This is a genomic window from Agarivorans sp. Alg241-V36 (assembly GCF_900537085.1).
Taxonomy (GTDB): Bacteria; Pseudomonadota; Gammaproteobacteria; order Enterobacterales; family Celerinatantimonadaceae; genus Agarivorans.
Genome location: NZ_UNRE01000001.1, coordinates 699,818 through 717,189, shown reverse-complemented (window position 1 = coordinate 717,189; position 17,372 = coordinate 699,818). Strand labels below are relative to the sequence as shown.

Below are 17,372 nucleotides of genomic sequence, written 5' to 3'. Positions count from 1 at the left end.
TGAGCACTATTGACGAAGGGATATGGGCAAAGCGATAAGGGCTAATATCACTTAGCCCTTATCCGATATTCTCAACTTAAGCCTGCAGCACACTTAAATCCAAACCTTGTCCATCGGCCTCTACTGGTGGGCACCAGTAGTAAGCAGTGCTTAATGGTCGGCTAAATTCAAACAAACCATCTTCAATGCCATCTTCACAACCCAGCATGCGCTTTAACTGGGCTTCGAATGGATAAAAGCTATTGGCAAAACAAACAAAGTTTAATCCGCAATCTTGCTGCTCAGCCCATGGCAGGCTGCGACGAAGCATAAAGGCCTCTGGCGTGAAGCTCTCCTGCGCTGTGCGACGAACGTGGGCCGAAGGTGGCGACTCAGGAAATTCAACATTATCACTTTTACGACGGCCAATAATGTCATCTTGATGTTTGCTAGGCAGGCTATTGAAATGCTTAAGCTGATGCTGCCATTTTTGTACTGCCAGCATAGTTGAACCAGCAATGCCCTTATCACCAGTTTTAGCGACTACGGCCTCGGCATTGTCTTCTGGGTTTTCTGTACCATCTACATAACCAGAAAGATCACGCCCTTCTCGGTGGCAAAAGCCATTCACTTGCTCGTTCATGCTAAAGCTTGGCACTAATACATCTAGCCACTCTTGCACACGTAACATCACTTCACCCGGATCGCTGCCACTCACCCGTAACCATAAATCATCCTGATTGGCTGGGCTGGTGCGCTTAGGGCCTTGAATGCTCTCAGCACTCTTTACACCCTCTACCACCGTGTTATTCATGGCTAACAATGGCTGGCCAAAGCCAATCACCGTATCGTCTGCTCGGTAAAGCCTTTGGATTTGGCTTAAACAATCAGCTAAGGCCTCACGGTCAACAAGACTAAAGCGCAAAAAACTAGCATGATGCTGTTGGGACTTAAGAATAAGAGGTTGAACTAACGACATAAAAGTTTCTCATTTAACAATCACTGCCTAGCAGTATAAGAAATTTTATCGGAAAGTAATTTGATGCGGGGTAAATATTTTTTTAAAACGAAAAATGCCTGATGCTTTTAAGCTATCAGGCATTTTAGAACATTTGACTCATAGTGTATTCTCGCTCAGTTGACTGTCACTCTCTCGGCATTGCGAAAGGCTAAGTGCTAAGCCCACATGTTCAAATGTGAGGATTAACGGTGTAGGTTGTTAGAATCTGTTGCTTTGTAATCCGCAGCTTTAGTGAAGTAGTAAGTTGTGTATAAAGAACCAAAGTAATCAAACATAGTGTTTCTCCTAGAAACCAATAAAAGCGTGAACCAGCTCACGAAACAGATAATAGTGTGACACGCGTCACATTGCAAGTTTGTTTTAAAGTTTTTACTAAAATAATTTGTTCAAGAATCGAACAAGAGGGAAAGCGTCGGGAAAGGAATAAAAAAATGCCTGAAGGAGCGAGCTCGTTTCAGGCACTGGGGTTAAGTTGATTCATTACTATTATCTCTGCTGTCGTTTACCTTGCTCTAAGCACCCGAAACGAACATAAGTTGATAATGCTGAACCAATGATCGGATGAAGAACCATATATCCACCTATAGCTAATTTTAACGGTGAATATCTTTGCGAGTTTCGCAATAAAAGTTGTAATCATCAGCTTTAGTAAAATAATACGACGAGTAAAGTGCACCAAAATAATCAAACATAATCTTTCTCCTAAGTATTTAAAATCATTAGTGTCTCAAATCAAACGTGATCCAAGTCACACCTATAATTTAGTGTGACACGAATCACATTTCAAGTGACAATTAGGTTAAAACCGAAGTTCACCAAGATATGTTGTTGAAAAGAGTTTCACTCAAGCCATAGCCTTACAAATCACTAAATAAGCCTAGATACCGAGATTTAACACTAAACAGCGATCGTCGCCGATTGACGACAAAATTCATATTATTCAGCAAGATAGCGAGAAATCGCCATTTTTAACTGTTGTTGCTCTTGGCAATTTCCACAATATTGTTCCAATCGCACTAGGTTTTGCTCGGCGCGCGCTAGCTCTTGCAAACTCAAATACAACTCCCCTGAATACTCCAAGGCACCAAGGTGAGAAGGTTTGATAGATAAGGCTTGTTGGTAGGCATATAAAGCCTGCGGGTAGTGACCTTGCTTACGCAAGCTAAAGCCCAGCAGATTCCAAGCATCGGCAGAGCGGCGACCCTTTTTGCTTTGCAGATAATCACTAAGCCATACACTGGCTTCAAGATAGTTTTGCTCGCTAAGCATGTCTTCAGCCGCGCTGAGTGGTGAACTAGTCTGTTGAGTTTCATAACGGCCACTTCCAGCAGCGTGCACATGTAAGGCCATTAACAGGCTAAGCAGCAAGGTAACAAGTTTCATAGCTATTTCCTTATTTTGTACCCATCGTACTAAATAGCTGGTCAGTTTATCTGGTTCAAAAACTCGATAACTGACTTAGATTTTTTGATTGTAAAATAACTACTTATCGAAAAGTCCTGCCTTGTTCTCGAGTATTTTTCCTGCGCTATTTCTGATCACTTACTTAGTGTGATTGGTATTAGAGATGTACCTAAAGTACGGCGACAAGGCTTAACAAGTTCATAGAGTGGTGAGGAAGTAATGCTGGTGGGCTAGTATTCTGGAGGCTTTAAAAGCAAAAAACCCCGCCGCAGCGAGGTTTTATCATTAGCTATTCTCAGATTATAGAGAGATACCTAATTTTTCTAGGTCAGCCATAACTACTTTTGAAGGTAGTGGAACGTAACCGTCTTTAGCAACAATTGTTTGACCTGTTTTAGACAGAATCATTTTTAGGAACTCGCGCTCCATTGGTGCTAATGGCTTGTTAGGGTGCTTGTTAACGTAAACGTATAAGAAGCGAGATAGTGGGTACTTACCAGTAGCAGCGTTATCTAAAGTAGCTTCTATGTAGTCGTTACCTTTCTTAGCTAGAGCAACTGCTTTAACACCAGAAGTTTTGTAACCGATACCTGAGTAACCGATTGCGTTCAAAGAAGAAGATACTGATTGAACAACTGAAGCAGAACCAGGCTGTTCGTTTACAGTGTTCTTGAAGTCACCTTTACAAAGTGCTTTCTTCTTGAAGTAACCGTAAGTACCAGATACTGAGTTACGGCCGAACAATTGAATGTCTTTATCAGCCCAAGAACCTTCTAGGCCAACTTGGCTCCAGCGGTCAGCTACGCCGTTCTCACCACACTTAAGGGTAGAAGAGAAGATAGCGTCTACTTGCGCTAGGCTTAAACCTTCAATTGGGTTGTCTTTATGAACAAATACAGCCAATGCGTCAATAGCTACGCGAACAGGAGTTGGCTTGTAACCGAAGCGCTTTTCAAAAGCTTCAATTTCTTTGCTCTTCATTTGACGGCTCATTGGGCCGAACTGAGAAGTACCTTCAGTTAGTGCTGGTGGAGCAGTAGAAGAACCAGCAGCTTGAATTTGTACGTTTACGTTAGGGTATTCACGCTTAAACTCTTCAGCCCACAAAGTCATCATGTTGGCTAAAGTATCAGAACCTACAGATGAAAGATTACCTGAAACACCAGTTGTTTTCTTGTATTCAGGAAGTGTGGCATCCAAGCCAGCTGCAAGTACGGTAGTTGATACCAATGAGGCAGAAATAGCTACTGCACTAAGCAATTTTTTAAATGTCATCTTTATCTCCATAAATGACGCGTTGAGTTATTTTCGTCATGTAGTATTGGTGAATTCGATGACAATTATATTTCTACTGTGTGACAGTTATGTGTCAGTCTCTTATTTTCGTAAAAAAACTGTCTTTTTCACTAAAGCGAAAACCTAAAGCATTGAATTAATTGATGATTAAACCTGGGAATAAATCGTGATTATTTGAGACAATAACTGGAAAAGCTCGGCAGATAGTCTACCGAGCTTTATATTTTTAAGGATTGTAACCTTGGTGGGTATTGCTTAGTGCGTAAAAAGTAGCTTGTACGTAGTCATCTGCATCGCCAGATTTATTTTGATTATACACCCCAGCTTTAAAGTACATGTATTGGTCTGGGTCGTCGTAGGCGCTGTCACTCATATCGTAGCTAGCAGTAACATCGGCTTTACCCTCACGAATAATGGTAACGGTTAGGGTGTTAGCCACTACTTTAATGCGGTAACTAAACTTCTCATCTAAAGCGATACCATCAGAAGGGTTACTCGCGGTATTACTTCGGCTGCCAATCATCTCCACCCAATCATCATCAGATTGATTTCGCGATTCGTGAGCAAAATATATGGCTCCCTTATCGTTGTTAGGCAACTTACGGTAATAAAGACGAACCGGCTCGTCGTCGTTAGCATGGATTTGACCAATGATTACCCGCCCAATCTGATAATCCTCTCCGGTGCTAGTCACGTGGTTTACCGCTAATTTAGCAAACAATTCACCGTTCACCCCACCAGCATTATTTTGAGCGCTGCTAGGCGCACTAGAAAATACCCAGTTGTTTTTATTCACTCCTTGAGTGCTGATGCTGGTATCGCCTCGTCGCAGCATTTCACGCAACTCGGTGCGAACATAAGTGGTATTGCTAGAGGTTTTGTAGCCATAGATAGGGCTTTTAAACACCATGCCGCCATCTACGCCGGTATAAAAATAGTCGCTATTCTCATAACCATTGTTTAACTCTGATTCTTTAATCGAATCAGCAGTGCCGGAACCATCGGTATCAGTGGGTATGCTCAAATACCAGTCTTGTAAGTCAAAGTTGTCTGATGGCGGTAAAGAAGGGTTTAGATCTTCAACCGGCTCGGTAACCTCTTCATCGTTACAGCCCTCTGCGGTTAGCTCGATAACGCTGTTCCAATCACTTTCGGAGTTGCCGTTAGCGGTTAAACGTAGGTATTGAACGTTTTCAATTAACTCATCTGTTAGGGTAATCACTTCTGCACTGCCAGTGGCTATGTCGGACATTCCGCCTGTGACAACTTCCTGCCATTGCTGATTGTCAGTAGATATAGCCAGATCATAATAGGCAAAGCGATTGGTATTGTTTAGCCAGTAAAGGCTTATACCCGTCACAATTGAGGGACTGCTTAGGTTATAGGTTATTTGCTTACCAATTCCTTCTGATGACCAACGCGATTCACTGTCAAAGCTGCCGTCGATAGAGTTCTCTGGCCCATAGCCCACTTTATGATTTCCATCATCACTGGCTTGGCTAATGCTCAACAGTTTTGGGCTAAGGCAACTTGGCTCTGTTGGCTGATCTGGATTTGTAGGCTCTTCGGGAGTAGTAGGTTCTTCGGGCGTACTAGGTTCATTGCCAGGATCAGCCACTCCAGCGGTTTCAGATGAACCGCCACAACCCGCTAAAGATAACAGCAATAACAAGCCAAGGGGCTTTCCAATCAACTTCATAGTAAGTATTGTCCATAACAACTTTAAATGTATTACAATACTATATTTATGCGATTAACTTGGCAATCGACTCGCTAAAGCAAATATTCAGCTTGTGAACTAGCTAAAAAAAGCGAGCATTTCTGCTCGCTTTCTATGTACACAACTCACCCAGAAAAACCAAAGCCGGGCTTAGTCTTCTTCCCTATCGCCCTGCAAATCTAAGGCTAGGGTATAGGCAATGTAATACTTGTAAACATTGGAGACATAACGCACGGTTTCTCTGCCAATAATACGCCCCGCTGCTATTTCTACGTTACCAAACCAAAGATTAGGATCTAGATTCATTTCTTTAGTAAGCCGACGCATTTGGTTCATTTTAGTGGGCCCAGCATTGTAGGCCGCCCAAATGAGGGCCATGCGTTCGCTATCCTCGATGCCTTCTTCGTTGATGTAATGTTTACGCAACCAAGCCAAGTATTTGATTCCTGCCGCGATGTTTTGTTCGGGATCGCTTAAATCGCTGTAACCCATTTGTTTAGCGGTAGAGGGCAGCAGTTGCATAATGCCACGCGCTCCGCGATGGCTCACCTTGGTATTGTCTAAGCCTGATTCTTGATAACCTTGAGCAACAATTGCTAGGTAATCAAAGTCATATTCATTGGCATATTTTTTAAAGAAAGGCACATAACGATTAAAGCGCATTCGGTCTTCAGAATTGGCTAAACGATTGATCCACGCGGTGTGGTCGAAATAGCGATTAAGCAAAGTATTGCCGAGTAAGCTGCCTTGCTTAACTTGCTTATTAACAAACTCTTGCAAGTTCTCTTGTAACTTAGGGTTAGTTTTACGTACCGCCCAACCCAAGCTTTGATCGCGACTGGTAGTGAGCTGCTTGTTTATTCGAATATCTTTAAACACCTTTTCCCATAAATGCGCTTTGTAATCATCGATAATGGTATAAGGCATCACGCCTGCATTCACCAGTTCCAAGATATCCTCAGACAGCAAGTTACCATCAGCTTCCACCACCTCAATCGGTTTTACGCCGCGCAGCTTTAAGGTGAAGTTGAGCGCCTTTAAATGCTCTGCGTAGCTACTTCCATCCATCACATAAACTTTTTTGCCCGCTAGCTGCTTCCAGCTTTCCACCGCTGGAGCATCTTTGTGGCTAACCAACACTTCATTCACGCCTTCGGCATTGCCCAGTGCAAAACGCAGCTGCTTTTTACGCTCTGGAGTTGCAGTTAAGAATGCGGCAACCACGTCCCCTCGCCCAGCTTCTAAGGCGGGAATTAGCTGATCAAAATGGACTGGCACAATTTTGACTTTGGTTTTTTCTACATCACGCCTAATGCCTTGGTTAAGAAACTTCTCGTACAAATGCAGCAATTCGATTTGTATACCAAGAGGACGACCGTCGGCTAAGTGAAAATCTGACTTTCCGTAGGTGACCAAGGCACGAATAATTTTTCGCTGTTTAATTTCGGCTAGATCGCCAACAAAAGGTTCGCGAATATAAAAGGGGAATTGCAGTAAATCACTGCTCTCTGGAAGCTCTACTTCGTCTTCAACAGCTGCGCTGGGCAAAGCCAAAAAGCAAAGCCAAAGCATGGCTAGCAATAAAATACTGTTAGAACAAAGACCTTGTAGCTTCAAAGGAATACCATTAAAAATCAAACTTATACTTCAGTATAAACTGGATTGTCTAAAAAATATCATCAGAGTTGAAAGCTGTGAAGCTAGGCGACTTAGCAGCTTCACAACAAGGATTATTGCTGGATAAACAATTTTCTGGGAATGATAAAACTAAAGGTACTGCCTTTGCTCACACTACTCTTTATTTTAAGCTGGCTATCATGGTGTTGTAGCGCATGCTTAACAATAGATAAACCAAGGCCAGCGCCACCGGTATCACGCGAGCGAGCTTTATCAACGCGATAGAATCGTTCGGTAAGGCGTTGTAGGTGCTTACGCTCAATACCTGGGCCAGAGTCTTTAACCAAAAACAACGCGCCCTGTGGAATCAGCGATAAACTCACATGGATCTCACCGGGTTGACCACAGTACTTAATGGCATTGCTCACTAGGTTGCCGTAAGCACTACGTAACTGTTCACGGTCACCTTTTATCTCTATATCAGGGGTAATATCAAAACTAAAACTTAATTGTTTACCTTTTGCTAAACCGGCTACTTCTGCCTCTAGATTACCCACCATGCTTGAGAAGTTGATGGTCTCTTGATTATCTTCCGCTGAGGCAGATTCGATTTTAGCCAAGGTAAGTAACTGATTAACCAAGTTCTCCATGCGGCTACTTTGGTCCAGCATGGTATTGCGCGCCTTGCCCCAAATCATTGGGTCAACTTCATCTTGATCGAGCATTTCTAAATAGCCGCGCATTACTGTTAATGGTGTGCGTAACTCATGGCTAACATTGGATACAAAGCGTTTGCGCATTTTTTCTAGCTTACGTAACTGGCTCACATCACGAATCACCAATAGCAACTGTTGTTGGCTATAGGGCATGGCACGAAATTCTAACCACACATTGCTTTGCACTGGGCTAATAATTTCTAAGGGTTGGTCAAAGCGAGCTTTACGAAGGTAGTTAACAAACTTGGGAGTACGAACGAGGTTAGTTAGGTGTTGCCCAGCATCAGCAGGCCATTTTAAACCGAGCATGCCTTGCGCTAACTGGTTACACCATAAAATGGCGCCATCTTGATTAATCACTACAATGGCATCAGGCAAAGCTTCAGCGCCCAAACGAAAGTATTTCATTAATTGGGCTAATTCACGCTCGCGGCCTAAACGGCGCTTTAGCATGTTGTAAATACCGTGAAATACTGGTTCCCAGCTGCCCGAGCCATGGGGCGGGGAGAGTTTTCGTTGGTTATATAACCAGTCGAGTAATTTGTGCTGTTGGGTGTACATCCAAACAATATGAATGACAGCGGCCAACAAACACATTTCTAGGGTATAGCCGGTAAACATACCCAGAACAAATAAAGGCGAGTACACCAAGGCCACTCGCCACAATACTCGTTGCCAAGAGAAAGGCACAAACATCCGTATTTACTTCACCCTAGTTGAAAAACGGTAACCGGAACCTCGTACAGTTTGAATTAAACGGTCATATCCTTGAAGGCCAATCGCTTTACGTAAGCGACGAATATGCACATCTACTGTACGGTCTTCCACATACACGTTAGTACCCCAAACGTTGTTGAGCAACTGCTCACGACTATAAACACGCTCAGGATGAGTCATAAAGAAGTGCAGTAGCTTAAACTCTGTTGGCCCCATATCCAAGGGTTCATTTTCAACGCTCACGCGGTGAGAAACCGGATCAAGGCGTAAGCCTTGTACTTCAATGGTTTCTTCTAAAGAAGTTGGTGATATACGGCGAATTACTGCTTTAACCCGCGCCATTAATTCTTTCGGTGAAAATGGCTTAGTTAAATAATCATCTGCACCGGCTTCTAAACCTTGAACCTTGTCTTCTTCTTCGCCTTTAGCGGTTAGCATAATAACTGGGATTTGACGAGTAAGATCGTGGCGACGCATGTGCTTAATAATTGAAATCCCACTGCCACCTGGCAACATCCAATCTAACAGTGCTAACTCTGGGTAAGGTTCTGTTAGCTTAGCTAAAGCTTGGTCATAGTCGGCGGCTTCAATCGGCTCATAGCCATGCTGTTCTAATACAAAACATAGCATTTCGCGGATTGGAGCTTCATCTTCTACAACGAGTATCTTCCTGGGCATCACATTCATCTCAATCTAAGAAACTGTGGCAATTATGCGACGTATTAATGACAGATTTATTACAGCACTCAGTGTAAATCAAAGGCTTAAGTAAATATAGCACTAGCCATTTTGGTGCAAAGCTAGAGTATATTGTTCAGCCTGCACCACTTAGGTTCAAGCATTCCGCCTTACACAGTTAAACCAATGAATATTAAATCCTTAACAAGCTATTGATAAATATGAGAATTACCAAGTGTAGATAAAAGTTTTTTGCCTTTGTGGCATTGCTCGTGCTTCGTCTTGTAGAAACTCATTACGTTAAATTTAGGGGCAGCATGCAGTATTTCGCTAAGCAACTATCGCCAACAGAGCTATACACCACTGCCAGTAGCTTACTGGTATTTACGGATTTAGATGGCACCTTGTTAGATCATGATAGTTATAGTTTCGAGGCTGCCTTACCCAGTTTAAACCAGCTAAAGCTGTTAAAAGTGCCGGTTATCTTTAATACCAGTAAAACCTTTATGGAAGTATTAGAGCTACAGAAAAAAATGGCCTTGCAACAACCTTTTGCCATTGAAAACGGCTCAGCCGTTTGCATTCCAGCCGACAGCCCAATACAACATGAGCAACTAAGCCCTATTAATGTGGGCAAACAACATTGGAAAATAAAGACCTTTGGCCCGAGCTATCCCGACATTTGCCAATACCTAAGTGTGTTACGCCAACAGCATCACTTTCGCTTCCAAGGGTTTAATGACATGAATCTAAGCGAAGTAGAGCTTAATACCGGTTTAGCAAAATACGATGCACAATTGGCCAAACAAAGAATGGCCTCAGAGCCGCTACTTTGGAACGACAGCGATGCGCAATTAAAAGTATTTACCGAGAAGCTGGCCGAACACAACCTAGCGGTAGTAAAAGGTGGTCGCTTTTATCATGTAAAAGCTAAGTTCGATAAAGCCGACGCCATGCACTGGCTTAACAAGGTATATAAAGACCATTTTCAGCGCAGTTTTACCAACATTGCCCTGGGTGATAGCGATAACGATTTAAGCATGCTGGAACAAGCCGACATCCCGGTGGTAATTCCACGCAAACACTCACCAGCACTGGTAATAAACCACCCCAATTCTTGCCAAGCGCCCCACCCCGGTCCGCATGGCTGGCATCAATCGATGCAACAAATTTTACATTCCTTACTTAATGGAGCATAACCATGGCTGATTTTTATCAAAACGGTATTGTGACGACCTTACATAACTTAACTGATCGCCCACTCGAAGAGTTAGAACAGGAGCTCATAGCGTTTTCAAAAGTTAGACCTATGAGTTTAGTTCTACCTTCGTTATTTTCGGAGCTAGAGCGCCCAGCATTAGCCACCATTGTTGAAGAGTTAGCCAAGGTACCTTACCTAAGCGAAATCATCATTGGTTTAGATTGCGCCACCGAGGAGCAATTTGCTTACGCTAAAGAATACTTCTCGGGTTTGCCACAGCACGTACGTATTTTATGGAACGACGGCCCTCGCCTGCGCGCCTTAGACGCTCAACTAGCAGAGCATAACCTTGCGCCTAAAGAGCCCGGTAAAGGCAGAAACGTATGGTATTGTTTTGGTTATGCCTTGGCATCTGGTAAAAGCAAAGCGGTAGGTTTGCACGACTGTGACATTATTACCTACGATCGAAGCATGCTGGCTCGCCTAATGTACCCAGTAGCCAACCCACTATTTAACTACGAATTCTGTAAAGGCTTTTACGCCCGCCATGCCGATGGCAAATTAAATGGCCGTGTAGCGCGCTTATTGGTAACACCACTATTAAAAGCTTTGAAGAAAATTGAAGGTTATGATGATTACCTAGAATATCTTGATAGCTTCCGCTACTCGTTAGCGGGTGAGTTTTCGATGCAGTCAGACGTATTGAATGACTTGCGCATTCCATCAGACTGGGGATTAGAGATTGGGGTATTGTCAGAAATTTACCGCAACCATTCTACCAACCGAATTTGTCAGGTAGACATCGCTGATGTATACGACCATAAACACCAAGACTTAAGCCTAGATAACCTTGATGCAGGCTTAGCCAAAATGGCCACCGACATTAGTAAGGCTGTAATTCGCAAACTGGCTACTCAAGGGCATACTTTTAGCCCTGGTAAATTACGCAGCTTAAAAGCCACCTACTACCGCATGGCCTTAGATTTCATTGAAAACTACCATGCAGACGCCTTAATTAATGGTTTAACCCTAGACCGTCACTCCGAAGAAGATGCTGTAGAGCTGTTTTCTAAAGCGGTAATGCAAGCGGGAGAAACCTTCTTAGAAAATCCTTCTGCCACGCCATTCATTCCAAGCTGGAACCGCGTACAAAGTGCAGCTCCAGACTTTTTAGAACGCTTATACGAAGCAGTGGAAGCCGATAACTGCTAGCGTTACACCACAACTCTCACTAAAAAGCTTGTTCTTAGAACAAGCTTTTTTATTGCCCTTCATTCGTAAAAAGTCAATTTACTAAAGTCGCCCTCCTTACAATCACTGCAGATAAACCAAACAGAAGCAATGGATATGAATCGTAAACGTATGGCAGCAATGATCGTTTTTATGGCCACAATATTAGCACTAGATTTTGAGATTATGGCTGAAGAGCTTTTAGACTCGCGCAGTAGCCAAAACATGACAACTAATCAGTAATGTAAAACGCCACAGGGCGATAACAAGAGGGTTCACAACTTGAGTAAACATCAAATCACCAGTGATAGAACAACCATTGTAAATACTCTTACTAAGTTAAGCCCTGGCGCAATGGTCGATATTCAGTTTTCTTCAAATAAACTGCACCGTATTAAAGCCAAACTGGTGGGCTATCAAGAAGGTGCTTACTTTGCTTTTTCATTGCCTCAACACATTTTCACGCAGCAAAAAGACCATATGTTCGAAGGTAAAAGCTGTGTAATAAGAATGATCGTTGAAGGCGATGCTGGCCTGTGTGTGGCTTTTAAAACCAAGCTCATCACCATAAACAAAAAGCCACAAATCATGCTTTTTGTAGAGTATCCGGAGCAGATCGAGTTTATTCAGCTTCGCCATAAAAGCCGAATCAATACTCACCTACCGGTAGTGATAACTGAACAGCAAGCTGCCAGTGTTTCTGCTGAAGAAGCATCAAGCAACATGTTGGAAGGCGTAGTGCTAGATTTGTCGGAAGGAGGCTGCCGCATTGAGTTAGCAGCGCCATCTCAAACCTTAAGCATGGTGTTTGTACAAATTGTCTTACGTTTTCCCCTAAACCCAGAACAACCGATAGTGCTAAACGGAACAATCAAAAGCCAGCAGCAAACCAGCGACAAATTACGGGTTGGAGTGCAACTTGAAGCAAACAAACAGCTCAAAGCGGTATTTAGCAAGCTAAATATGTTTAATCATCCCAGCCTTGCCGCCTAGTAATCTTTCACGACAAGTATTCGTTTAAGCGCTATTTCTTGTCGTGCAGTATTTTGTCGATGTTGTAGATTACCTCTAACTCTTCGGCACTTCGTGAAAGCAACACGTCCCACATTTTTAACATTGACGCTTTAGCAGGAGGCTTTCCGCCTAAAATGCGCTCTGCGGCAGTTAAAGGTAGTAATTGCACCACGCTGATATCCATAGCTTTTGCTATCGCACAGATATCTATTAGGGTTAGTTGCCCACTGCCCTCTCTATCTAATTTACTATACATGGAGCTAGAGGGTAATCCGGCTTTATCAGCCAAGGTTTTTTTCGACCACGACAAGTTAGCCATCAAAAATTCGATTCGCTCGATAAGCATTCCTCGAATCTCAGCATCCTTTAATCCAAAAAATTCATAGCCCTCAGAGTCTAATTCTGGCATTCCATAATCCGTAATTTCCCCTTCTTAAGCTTCCAATATATAGAAATTTACTTTGTTAAGCTAAATCCAAGTTAACAAATACACACCTTTTGGGCAGAAAATTAAGGGGAATACTATGAGTAAAACTTCACTATTTACGTTAAAAACGACCACTCTTTGTTTACTAATTTCAACTAGCGGTTTTTCTTTCGCGGCTAATCAAGTGGGCGATAACCTGCCTTATTTTGACGCTCAACGACAAACGGTTCAAAAAAATGTTGAAGTACTAGATTTTAGCACTAGCTCAAGCCAAGAACTGGCTGCCTATTTGGCCACCATACCACGCCAACAAGCACCTAAAGAGATTGTTGAAGCATTTAAAGTGGCAACTGAGAACAATCGCAAGATAGCTCCTGAATATACTGAAATGATGGAGCATCAAGCGGCTATTCGCCAGGTTCCTGTTGAACAACTATTTGCCGAAGCCAGTGTTACCGATTGGTCAGTAAACCAAAAAATCATCAAATCAATGCAGCAAAATCAAGCAGTTGAAGAGTTGAATGGCTGTACCACGGTGGCATTTAATAACGGCATTGTTGGTCAAACCAACGACTTGTCGATTAACGCGTTAAGCGACAATACCACCATAGTAAAAACCGACAGCGCCATGTTTTTACCTACTGATGGTGCCCACTTTCAAGGCATGGGAAAACATGTAGGCATTGTAATTAATTTCTTAGGCATAACTGCAGGTGATGATGGCCTAGGTAGCAGCAACTTGGTCTCAACTGATGCGGTATTTGCAGCGGCCACCAGCGCCAAATCAATCCAAGATTTCATTAATAAGATTGAAGGCTATAGCACCATAACGCCGCTCAATTTCACACTAGCTGACGACCAAGGCAATCATGCTGCATTTCGCATCCATGCCGACGGTACCGAACTAATAAGTGGCCACACGCGAGGGGTCGGCCACGCCAACCATACCGAAGGCTTTAAGCAAAATATGCTGGAGAAAATGGAAGCTTTTCAAGCAAACCAAGCCTTCTTTAATACCTTCGCTCGCGAACAAGCGGTGTACTCATTCTTAGATTACTCACCCGAGCTCACGGTTGAGTCTATGCAATGGCTGTTCAACAAAAAGCCTATCAACCTTTCTAAGTATCAAGGTAAAGACTTCGTCACGGTAGAAGCGATGGTCTTCGATGTGAAAAATGGTTGCGCCTATGTATCGGGCGATAACCCACGCTTCACTGACTACAGCAAAACCTGTTTCTAACTTCAGCTACTAGCGCACGACTTAGTGCGCTTTATCCACCTTGGGAGAAAATCATGAATTCATACTTAAAACTACTTATCGCTCTTATCAGTCTTACCGTTTTATCCGGCTGCGACCCAGAAAGTGGCGTTAATCTAAATACTAAGTGTACTGGTAATTGCGCCAACCACGGCGGAAAAAAACCTAACATTCCTGACAGTTCTAGCTTATCTACTGCGGGGATCTATCGTGACCAAGCAAATGACCATGTAGCAACAATAGACCAAAATGGTAGAGTGCTTTTCTGGGATAACTATGCAACAGACCGAGAGCTGGAACAACGAGCTTTGGTACAAAGACGAGCAAGCCTCAACACTGAATATTATGAAGAAAACAACTGTATGATAGCTTACAACGGAACTCACTTAAGCCACGCCTATAGTTTTACTAAAACCAGTAATACACTTCGTTTCAATACATCTTGCGGCGACGCAAGGTTCTACCTAAAGCAGCTTTCAGAAAGCACCGTAGTGAATCAGCTAACAACCGACTACCCCGTAACAATTTATCATGCTGCTGGTGAAAGTTTAGAACTAACTCAAACAAGTCTTCGCAACATATATGGTGATAAAGCCGAGTTATTATCTAGTGGGTTCTTAAGCCTTCCTGCTCCCAACACTCAATGCGTTCAAGAGTATTTAATCGATCAGCAGGCTATTATTTTGCTCAGCAGCCCCAATTGCCAAAACACGGGTTTTGAATCTGGTATTTATATGCAATAAGTCAGCTTATGTTGTTTTCCTTGTACCAGCCCTAAAACCAGACAAGTCGCACCAACATAATACATTTGCACCATTTTACTCCATGAAAAAAATCATAAGCATGTTGAAAAGCCTGGTTAATATACATAGCACCAGCATAGAGCCCCATATCCATGCAAAGGCATTATTCTTGCTTAAACATGCAAAAATAATATAAATGGACTTAGGCTCTATGCAACTCACACAACAAGAAAAACACTGGCTACCTATTTTTGGTAACAGCGGAAAACTGGCTATGCGTAAAGCCTGCTGGTTAAACCGCAAACGAAAACCACAACTTGAACAAACCTTCGAAAGCATTTCCAATACACGGGTAAAGCTTTTACAAGGCTGGGCAAATACCCAATGGGACTTTCTTCAAGATGCGATGTTTTATCTCGCGACCAAACCCTTAGAACAGCAACCAGAAATGCTGTCCCAATTACTAAGCCGCAATAATGACTTCTCAGAATTATTTATTGTAGATTTACAAGGCAAAGTGAGCGCCAGCAGCTATAAGCCACATACCGGGCAAGTAGCTGCCAGTAAGCAAGCCTTGCAACAAGGTCTTAGTCAGCAATTTTTGCACGGTCCTTACCAAGATCCGCGCACCCTTGCGCCTGGCCCATCTAGCTCAAAATTTCATGACCAAGTCACGCTCATGTTCTACCAACCTTTAGAGGTAAACAGCGAAGTGGTGGGTTGCTTATGTGGCCGAGTGCCTAACGATGTTTTGGGTGACTTAATTCAGCGCGAAGCTGGCCACATTTATAGTGAGTCGGGCGACAATTACATCTTTATGGTGGATGCCAATTTCGACCAAACTATTAAACCAGGCACCGCATTGTCTCGCTCACGCTTTGAAGACAATACCTTTTCTCATGGAGAAAACTTAAAGTCTGGAGTAAGCACAGATTGGGGCACCGTAAAAGTTGCCAAGCATACAGAGTTTGAAATTAGGTTTACTGACCCAGCCACTAATGAGCTACACCCAGGTGTGAGAGAAACCATTAAAAATGGCAGTAACCTGTTTATCGATTACCCCGGTTATTCTGATTACCGACACATTCCGGTAATTGGCAAAGGCATCACCTTTCAGCTACGAGGCTCGCTTGATCGCTGGGGCATGATGTGTGAAGCCGATCTTGAAGAGGTATATCGCCATCGCTCACTAAGTCATAAGCTGAGCAACAAATACTTAGCCAGCTCGCTATTTAGCCTAGTGCCTCCCTTAGTTATTGCTCAACAATTTGAGCTTAGCATTAATCAGCTTGCTGGTTTGCTGGTGTTATTTGCAGCCCTCAGCTTTTTTGGCTTTAAACAAATCGTGGCCAAGCCATTGGCTAGGCGTTTAGAAAACATGAGCGGCGTGATTCAAACCATTGCAGAGGGCGATGGCGACTTAAAACGCCGCTTAGATGCCAATAAGTTTAAACCAGATGAAACCGGCGATTTAGGACGCTGGATTAACAGCTTTATTGATAACCTAGAAGGCGTAGTTGGCGGTATTATTTACGCGTCTAACGAGGTTAAGCAGGTGAGTAGTTCTATGTTACGCCGCTGCGGAGTGGTTGATAATTGTACCCAACAAACCTCTAACTCCATCGACTCGCTGCTCAACTTAGCGCAACACCAACAAACCGACATTGTTAAAGCGACGCAATCTGCCGAAAACCTACAGCAAGTAATGACCGACATGGTGGAAAATGCCGAAACCGAATACCAGCATGCCGTAGAAAATACTCAAGAAATCAAACGCATTGTTGAAGCTTCAGCCAAAAGCGTTAACCAAGTTAATGATGAAATGAAGCAAATTGAAGACATTGTGAAGTTAATTACTGAGATTACCGAGCAAACCAACTTATTGGCGTTAAATGCAGCCATTGAAGCTGCCCGAGCCGGTGAACATGGCCGTGGCTTCTCGGTAGTCGCCGACGAAGTAAGAAACCTAGCCACGCGAACCTCAGAGGCGGCCAAGCACATTGGCAACACCATGGGTAAACTACGTGTAAAAACCGAAACAGCGGTAGATTACATGGAGCAAGGTGTTAAAAACGTAGACCAAAGCTCTGCCCTGCTGGACTCTGGCAGCCGCAGCGACGAACTACAACAAGCAGTAGAAAGCATGTTTACCACCATTAACATGATTGCCGGCAACAGTGAACGCCACAGCGAAACGGCTGAGCAGGCTCAAGTAACGACTTCTTCCTTGGAGTTATCATCGCAGCAATTAACTCGCCGAACTACGTTAGTGAAAAACTCTATTATTCGCCTGCATCAATTGGTTGAGCGCTTTGAAGTAACCAAAGCAGCATAAGCAAGCCTCACCCCAT

The 17,372-nt window shown here is 43.3% G+C and carries 15 protein-coding genes; 7 read left to right on the top strand and 8 right to left on the bottom strand.

The window, feature by feature from the left end; translation table 11 throughout:
- Positions 1 to 76: 76 nt before the first annotated feature.
- The 7 genes from G6R11_RS03430 to phoB all read right to left on the bottom strand — a co-directional run bounded on the left by G6R11_RS03430 (position 77) and on the right by phoB (position 9,148).
- Complete coding sequence (locus tag G6R11_RS03430) at positions 77 to 958, bottom strand: Dyp-type peroxidase (RefSeq protein ID WP_163131469.1); 882 nt, start codon at positions 956 to 958, stop codon at positions 77 to 79.
- Between the two features lie 978 nt (positions 959 to 1,936).
- On the bottom strand, positions 1,937 to 2,383 hold the full coding sequence (locus G6R11_RS03425; RefSeq protein ID WP_163131467.1) for a tetratricopeptide repeat protein: 447 nt from the start codon (positions 2,381 to 2,383) through the stop codon (positions 1,937 to 1,939).
- Between the two features lie 321 nt (positions 2,384 to 2,704).
- A complete protein-coding gene (locus G6R11_RS03420; protein ID WP_163131465.1) occupies positions 2,705 to 3,679 on the bottom strand; it encodes a PstS family phosphate ABC transporter substrate-binding protein in 975 nt (324 codons plus the stop codon).
- 247 nt (positions 3,680 to 3,926) lie between these two features.
- Positions 3,927 to 5,399: a polysaccharide lyase family 7 protein gene (locus tag G6R11_RS03415; protein ID WP_163131463.1), complete on the bottom strand. Its 1,473-nt coding sequence runs from the start codon at positions 5,397 to 5,399 to the stop codon at positions 3,927 to 3,929.
- 171 nt (positions 5,400 to 5,570) lie between these two features.
- Entirely contained in the window at positions 5,571 to 7,037 is a 1,467-nt protein-coding gene (locus G6R11_RS03410; RefSeq protein ID WP_163131461.1) for a transporter substrate-binding domain-containing protein, read from the bottom strand.
- 113 nt (positions 7,038 to 7,150) lie between these two features.
- A complete protein-coding gene (gene phoR, locus G6R11_RS03405) occupies positions 7,151 to 8,449 on the bottom strand; it encodes a phosphate regulon sensor histidine kinase PhoR (protein ID WP_163131459.1) in 1,299 nt (432 codons plus the stop codon).
- A gap of 6 nt (positions 8,450 to 8,455) precedes the next feature.
- A complete protein-coding gene (gene phoB, locus G6R11_RS03400; protein ID WP_040307168.1) occupies positions 8,456 to 9,148 on the bottom strand; it encodes a phosphate regulon transcriptional regulator PhoB in 693 nt (230 codons plus the stop codon).
- A 317-nt stretch (positions 9,149 to 9,465) separates the two neighbouring features.
- On the opposite strand from phoB, the gene G6R11_RS03395 reads away from it, so the two are divergent.
- The 4 genes from G6R11_RS03395 (at position 9,466) to G6R11_RS03385 (ending at position 12,572) form a co-directional block, all read left to right on the top strand.
- Positions 9,466 to 10,347, top strand: coding sequence for a mannosyl-3-phosphoglycerate phosphatase (locus G6R11_RS03395; protein WP_163131458.1), 882 nt, complete (start codon positions 9,466 to 9,468; stop codon positions 10,345 to 10,347).
- Positions 10,348 to 10,349: 2 nt separating this feature from the next.
- Positions 10,350 to 11,561 carry a glycosyl transferase gene (locus tag G6R11_RS03390; RefSeq protein ID WP_163131456.1) on the top strand — a complete coding sequence of 404 codons (1,212 nt, stop codon included), beginning with the start codon at positions 10,350 to 10,352 and terminating at the stop codon, positions 11,559 to 11,561.
- A 135-nt stretch (positions 11,562 to 11,696) separates the two neighbouring features.
- Entirely contained in the window at positions 11,697 to 11,822 is a 126-nt protein-coding gene (locus G6R11_RS21855; RefSeq protein WP_255494531.1) for a hypothetical protein, read from the top strand.
- A 39-nt stretch (positions 11,823 to 11,861) separates the two neighbouring features.
- Positions 11,862 to 12,572, top strand: a complete 711-nt coding sequence (locus G6R11_RS03385) for a PilZ domain-containing protein (RefSeq protein ID WP_163131454.1) — start codon at positions 11,862 to 11,864, stop codon at positions 12,570 to 12,572.
- A gap of 31 nt (positions 12,573 to 12,603) precedes the next feature.
- Here G6R11_RS03385 and G6R11_RS03380 read toward each other — a convergent pair whose 3' ends face one another.
- Positions 12,604 to 13,002: an XRE family transcriptional regulator gene (locus G6R11_RS03380; RefSeq protein WP_163131452.1), complete on the bottom strand. Its 399-nt coding sequence runs from the start codon at positions 13,000 to 13,002 to the stop codon at positions 12,604 to 12,606.
- A gap of 115 nt (positions 13,003 to 13,117) precedes the next feature.
- Between G6R11_RS03380 and G6R11_RS03375 the strand changes: the two genes are divergently transcribed.
- The 3 genes from G6R11_RS03375 to G6R11_RS03365 all read left to right on the top strand — a co-directional run bounded on the left by G6R11_RS03375 (position 13,118) and on the right by G6R11_RS03365 (position 17,356).
- On the top strand, positions 13,118 to 14,260 hold the full coding sequence (locus G6R11_RS03375) for a hypothetical protein (protein ID WP_163131450.1): 1,143 nt from the start codon (positions 13,118 to 13,120) through the stop codon (positions 14,258 to 14,260).
- A gap of 53 nt (positions 14,261 to 14,313) precedes the next feature.
- Positions 14,314 to 15,021: a hypothetical protein gene (locus G6R11_RS03370; protein ID WP_163131448.1), complete on the top strand. Its 708-nt coding sequence runs from the start codon at positions 14,314 to 14,316 to the stop codon at positions 15,019 to 15,021.
- 211 nt (positions 15,022 to 15,232) lie between these two features.
- Positions 15,233 to 17,356: a methyl-accepting chemotaxis protein gene (locus tag G6R11_RS03365; protein WP_163131446.1), complete on the top strand. Its 2,124-nt coding sequence runs from the start codon at positions 15,233 to 15,235 to the stop codon at positions 17,354 to 17,356.
- Positions 17,357 to 17,372: the final 16 nt, after the last annotated feature.

Coding starts and splice junctions, on each gene's coding strand:
- G6R11_RS03395 (WP_163131458.1), top strand. CDS start 9,466: ATGCAGTATTTCGCTAAGCAACTATCGCCAACAGAGCTATACACCACT.
- G6R11_RS03375 (WP_163131450.1), top strand. CDS start 13,118: ATGAGTAAAACTTCACTATTTACGTTAAAAACGACCACTCTTTGTTTA.
- G6R11_RS03425 (WP_163131467.1), bottom strand. CDS start 2,383: ATGAAACTTGTTACCTTGCTGCTTAGCCTGTTAATGGCCTTACATGTG.
- G6R11_RS03390 (WP_163131456.1), top strand. CDS start 10,350: ATGGCTGATTTTTATCAAAACGGTATTGTGACGACCTTACATAACTTA.
- G6R11_RS03365 (WP_163131446.1), top strand. CDS start 15,233: ATGCAACTCACACAACAAGAAAAACACTGGCTACCTATTTTTGGTAAC.
- G6R11_RS03415 (WP_163131463.1), bottom strand. CDS start 5,399: ATGAAGTTGATTGGAAAGCCCCTTGGCTTGTTATTGCTGTTATCTTTA.
- G6R11_RS03430 (WP_163131469.1), bottom strand. CDS start 958: ATGTCGTTAGTTCAACCTCTTATTCTTAAGTCCCAACAGCATCATGCT.
- G6R11_RS03420 (WP_163131465.1), bottom strand. CDS start 3,679: ATGACATTTAAAAAATTGCTTAGTGCAGTAGCTATTTCTGCCTCATTG.
- G6R11_RS21855 (WP_255494531.1), top strand. CDS start 11,697: ATGAATCGTAAACGTATGGCAGCAATGATCGTTTTTATGGCCACAATA.
- phoR (WP_163131459.1), bottom strand. CDS start 8,449: ATGTTTGTGCCTTTCTCTTGGCAACGAGTATTGTGGCGAGTGGCCTTG.
- G6R11_RS03380 (WP_163131452.1), bottom strand. CDS start 13,002: ATGCCAGAATTAGACTCTGAGGGCTATGAATTTTTTGGATTAAAGGAT.
- phoB (WP_040307168.1), bottom strand. CDS start 9,148: ATGCCCAGGAAGATACTCGTTGTAGAAGATGAAGCTCCAATCCGCGAA.
- G6R11_RS03370 (WP_163131448.1), top strand. CDS start 14,314: ATGAATTCATACTTAAAACTACTTATCGCTCTTATCAGTCTTACCGTT.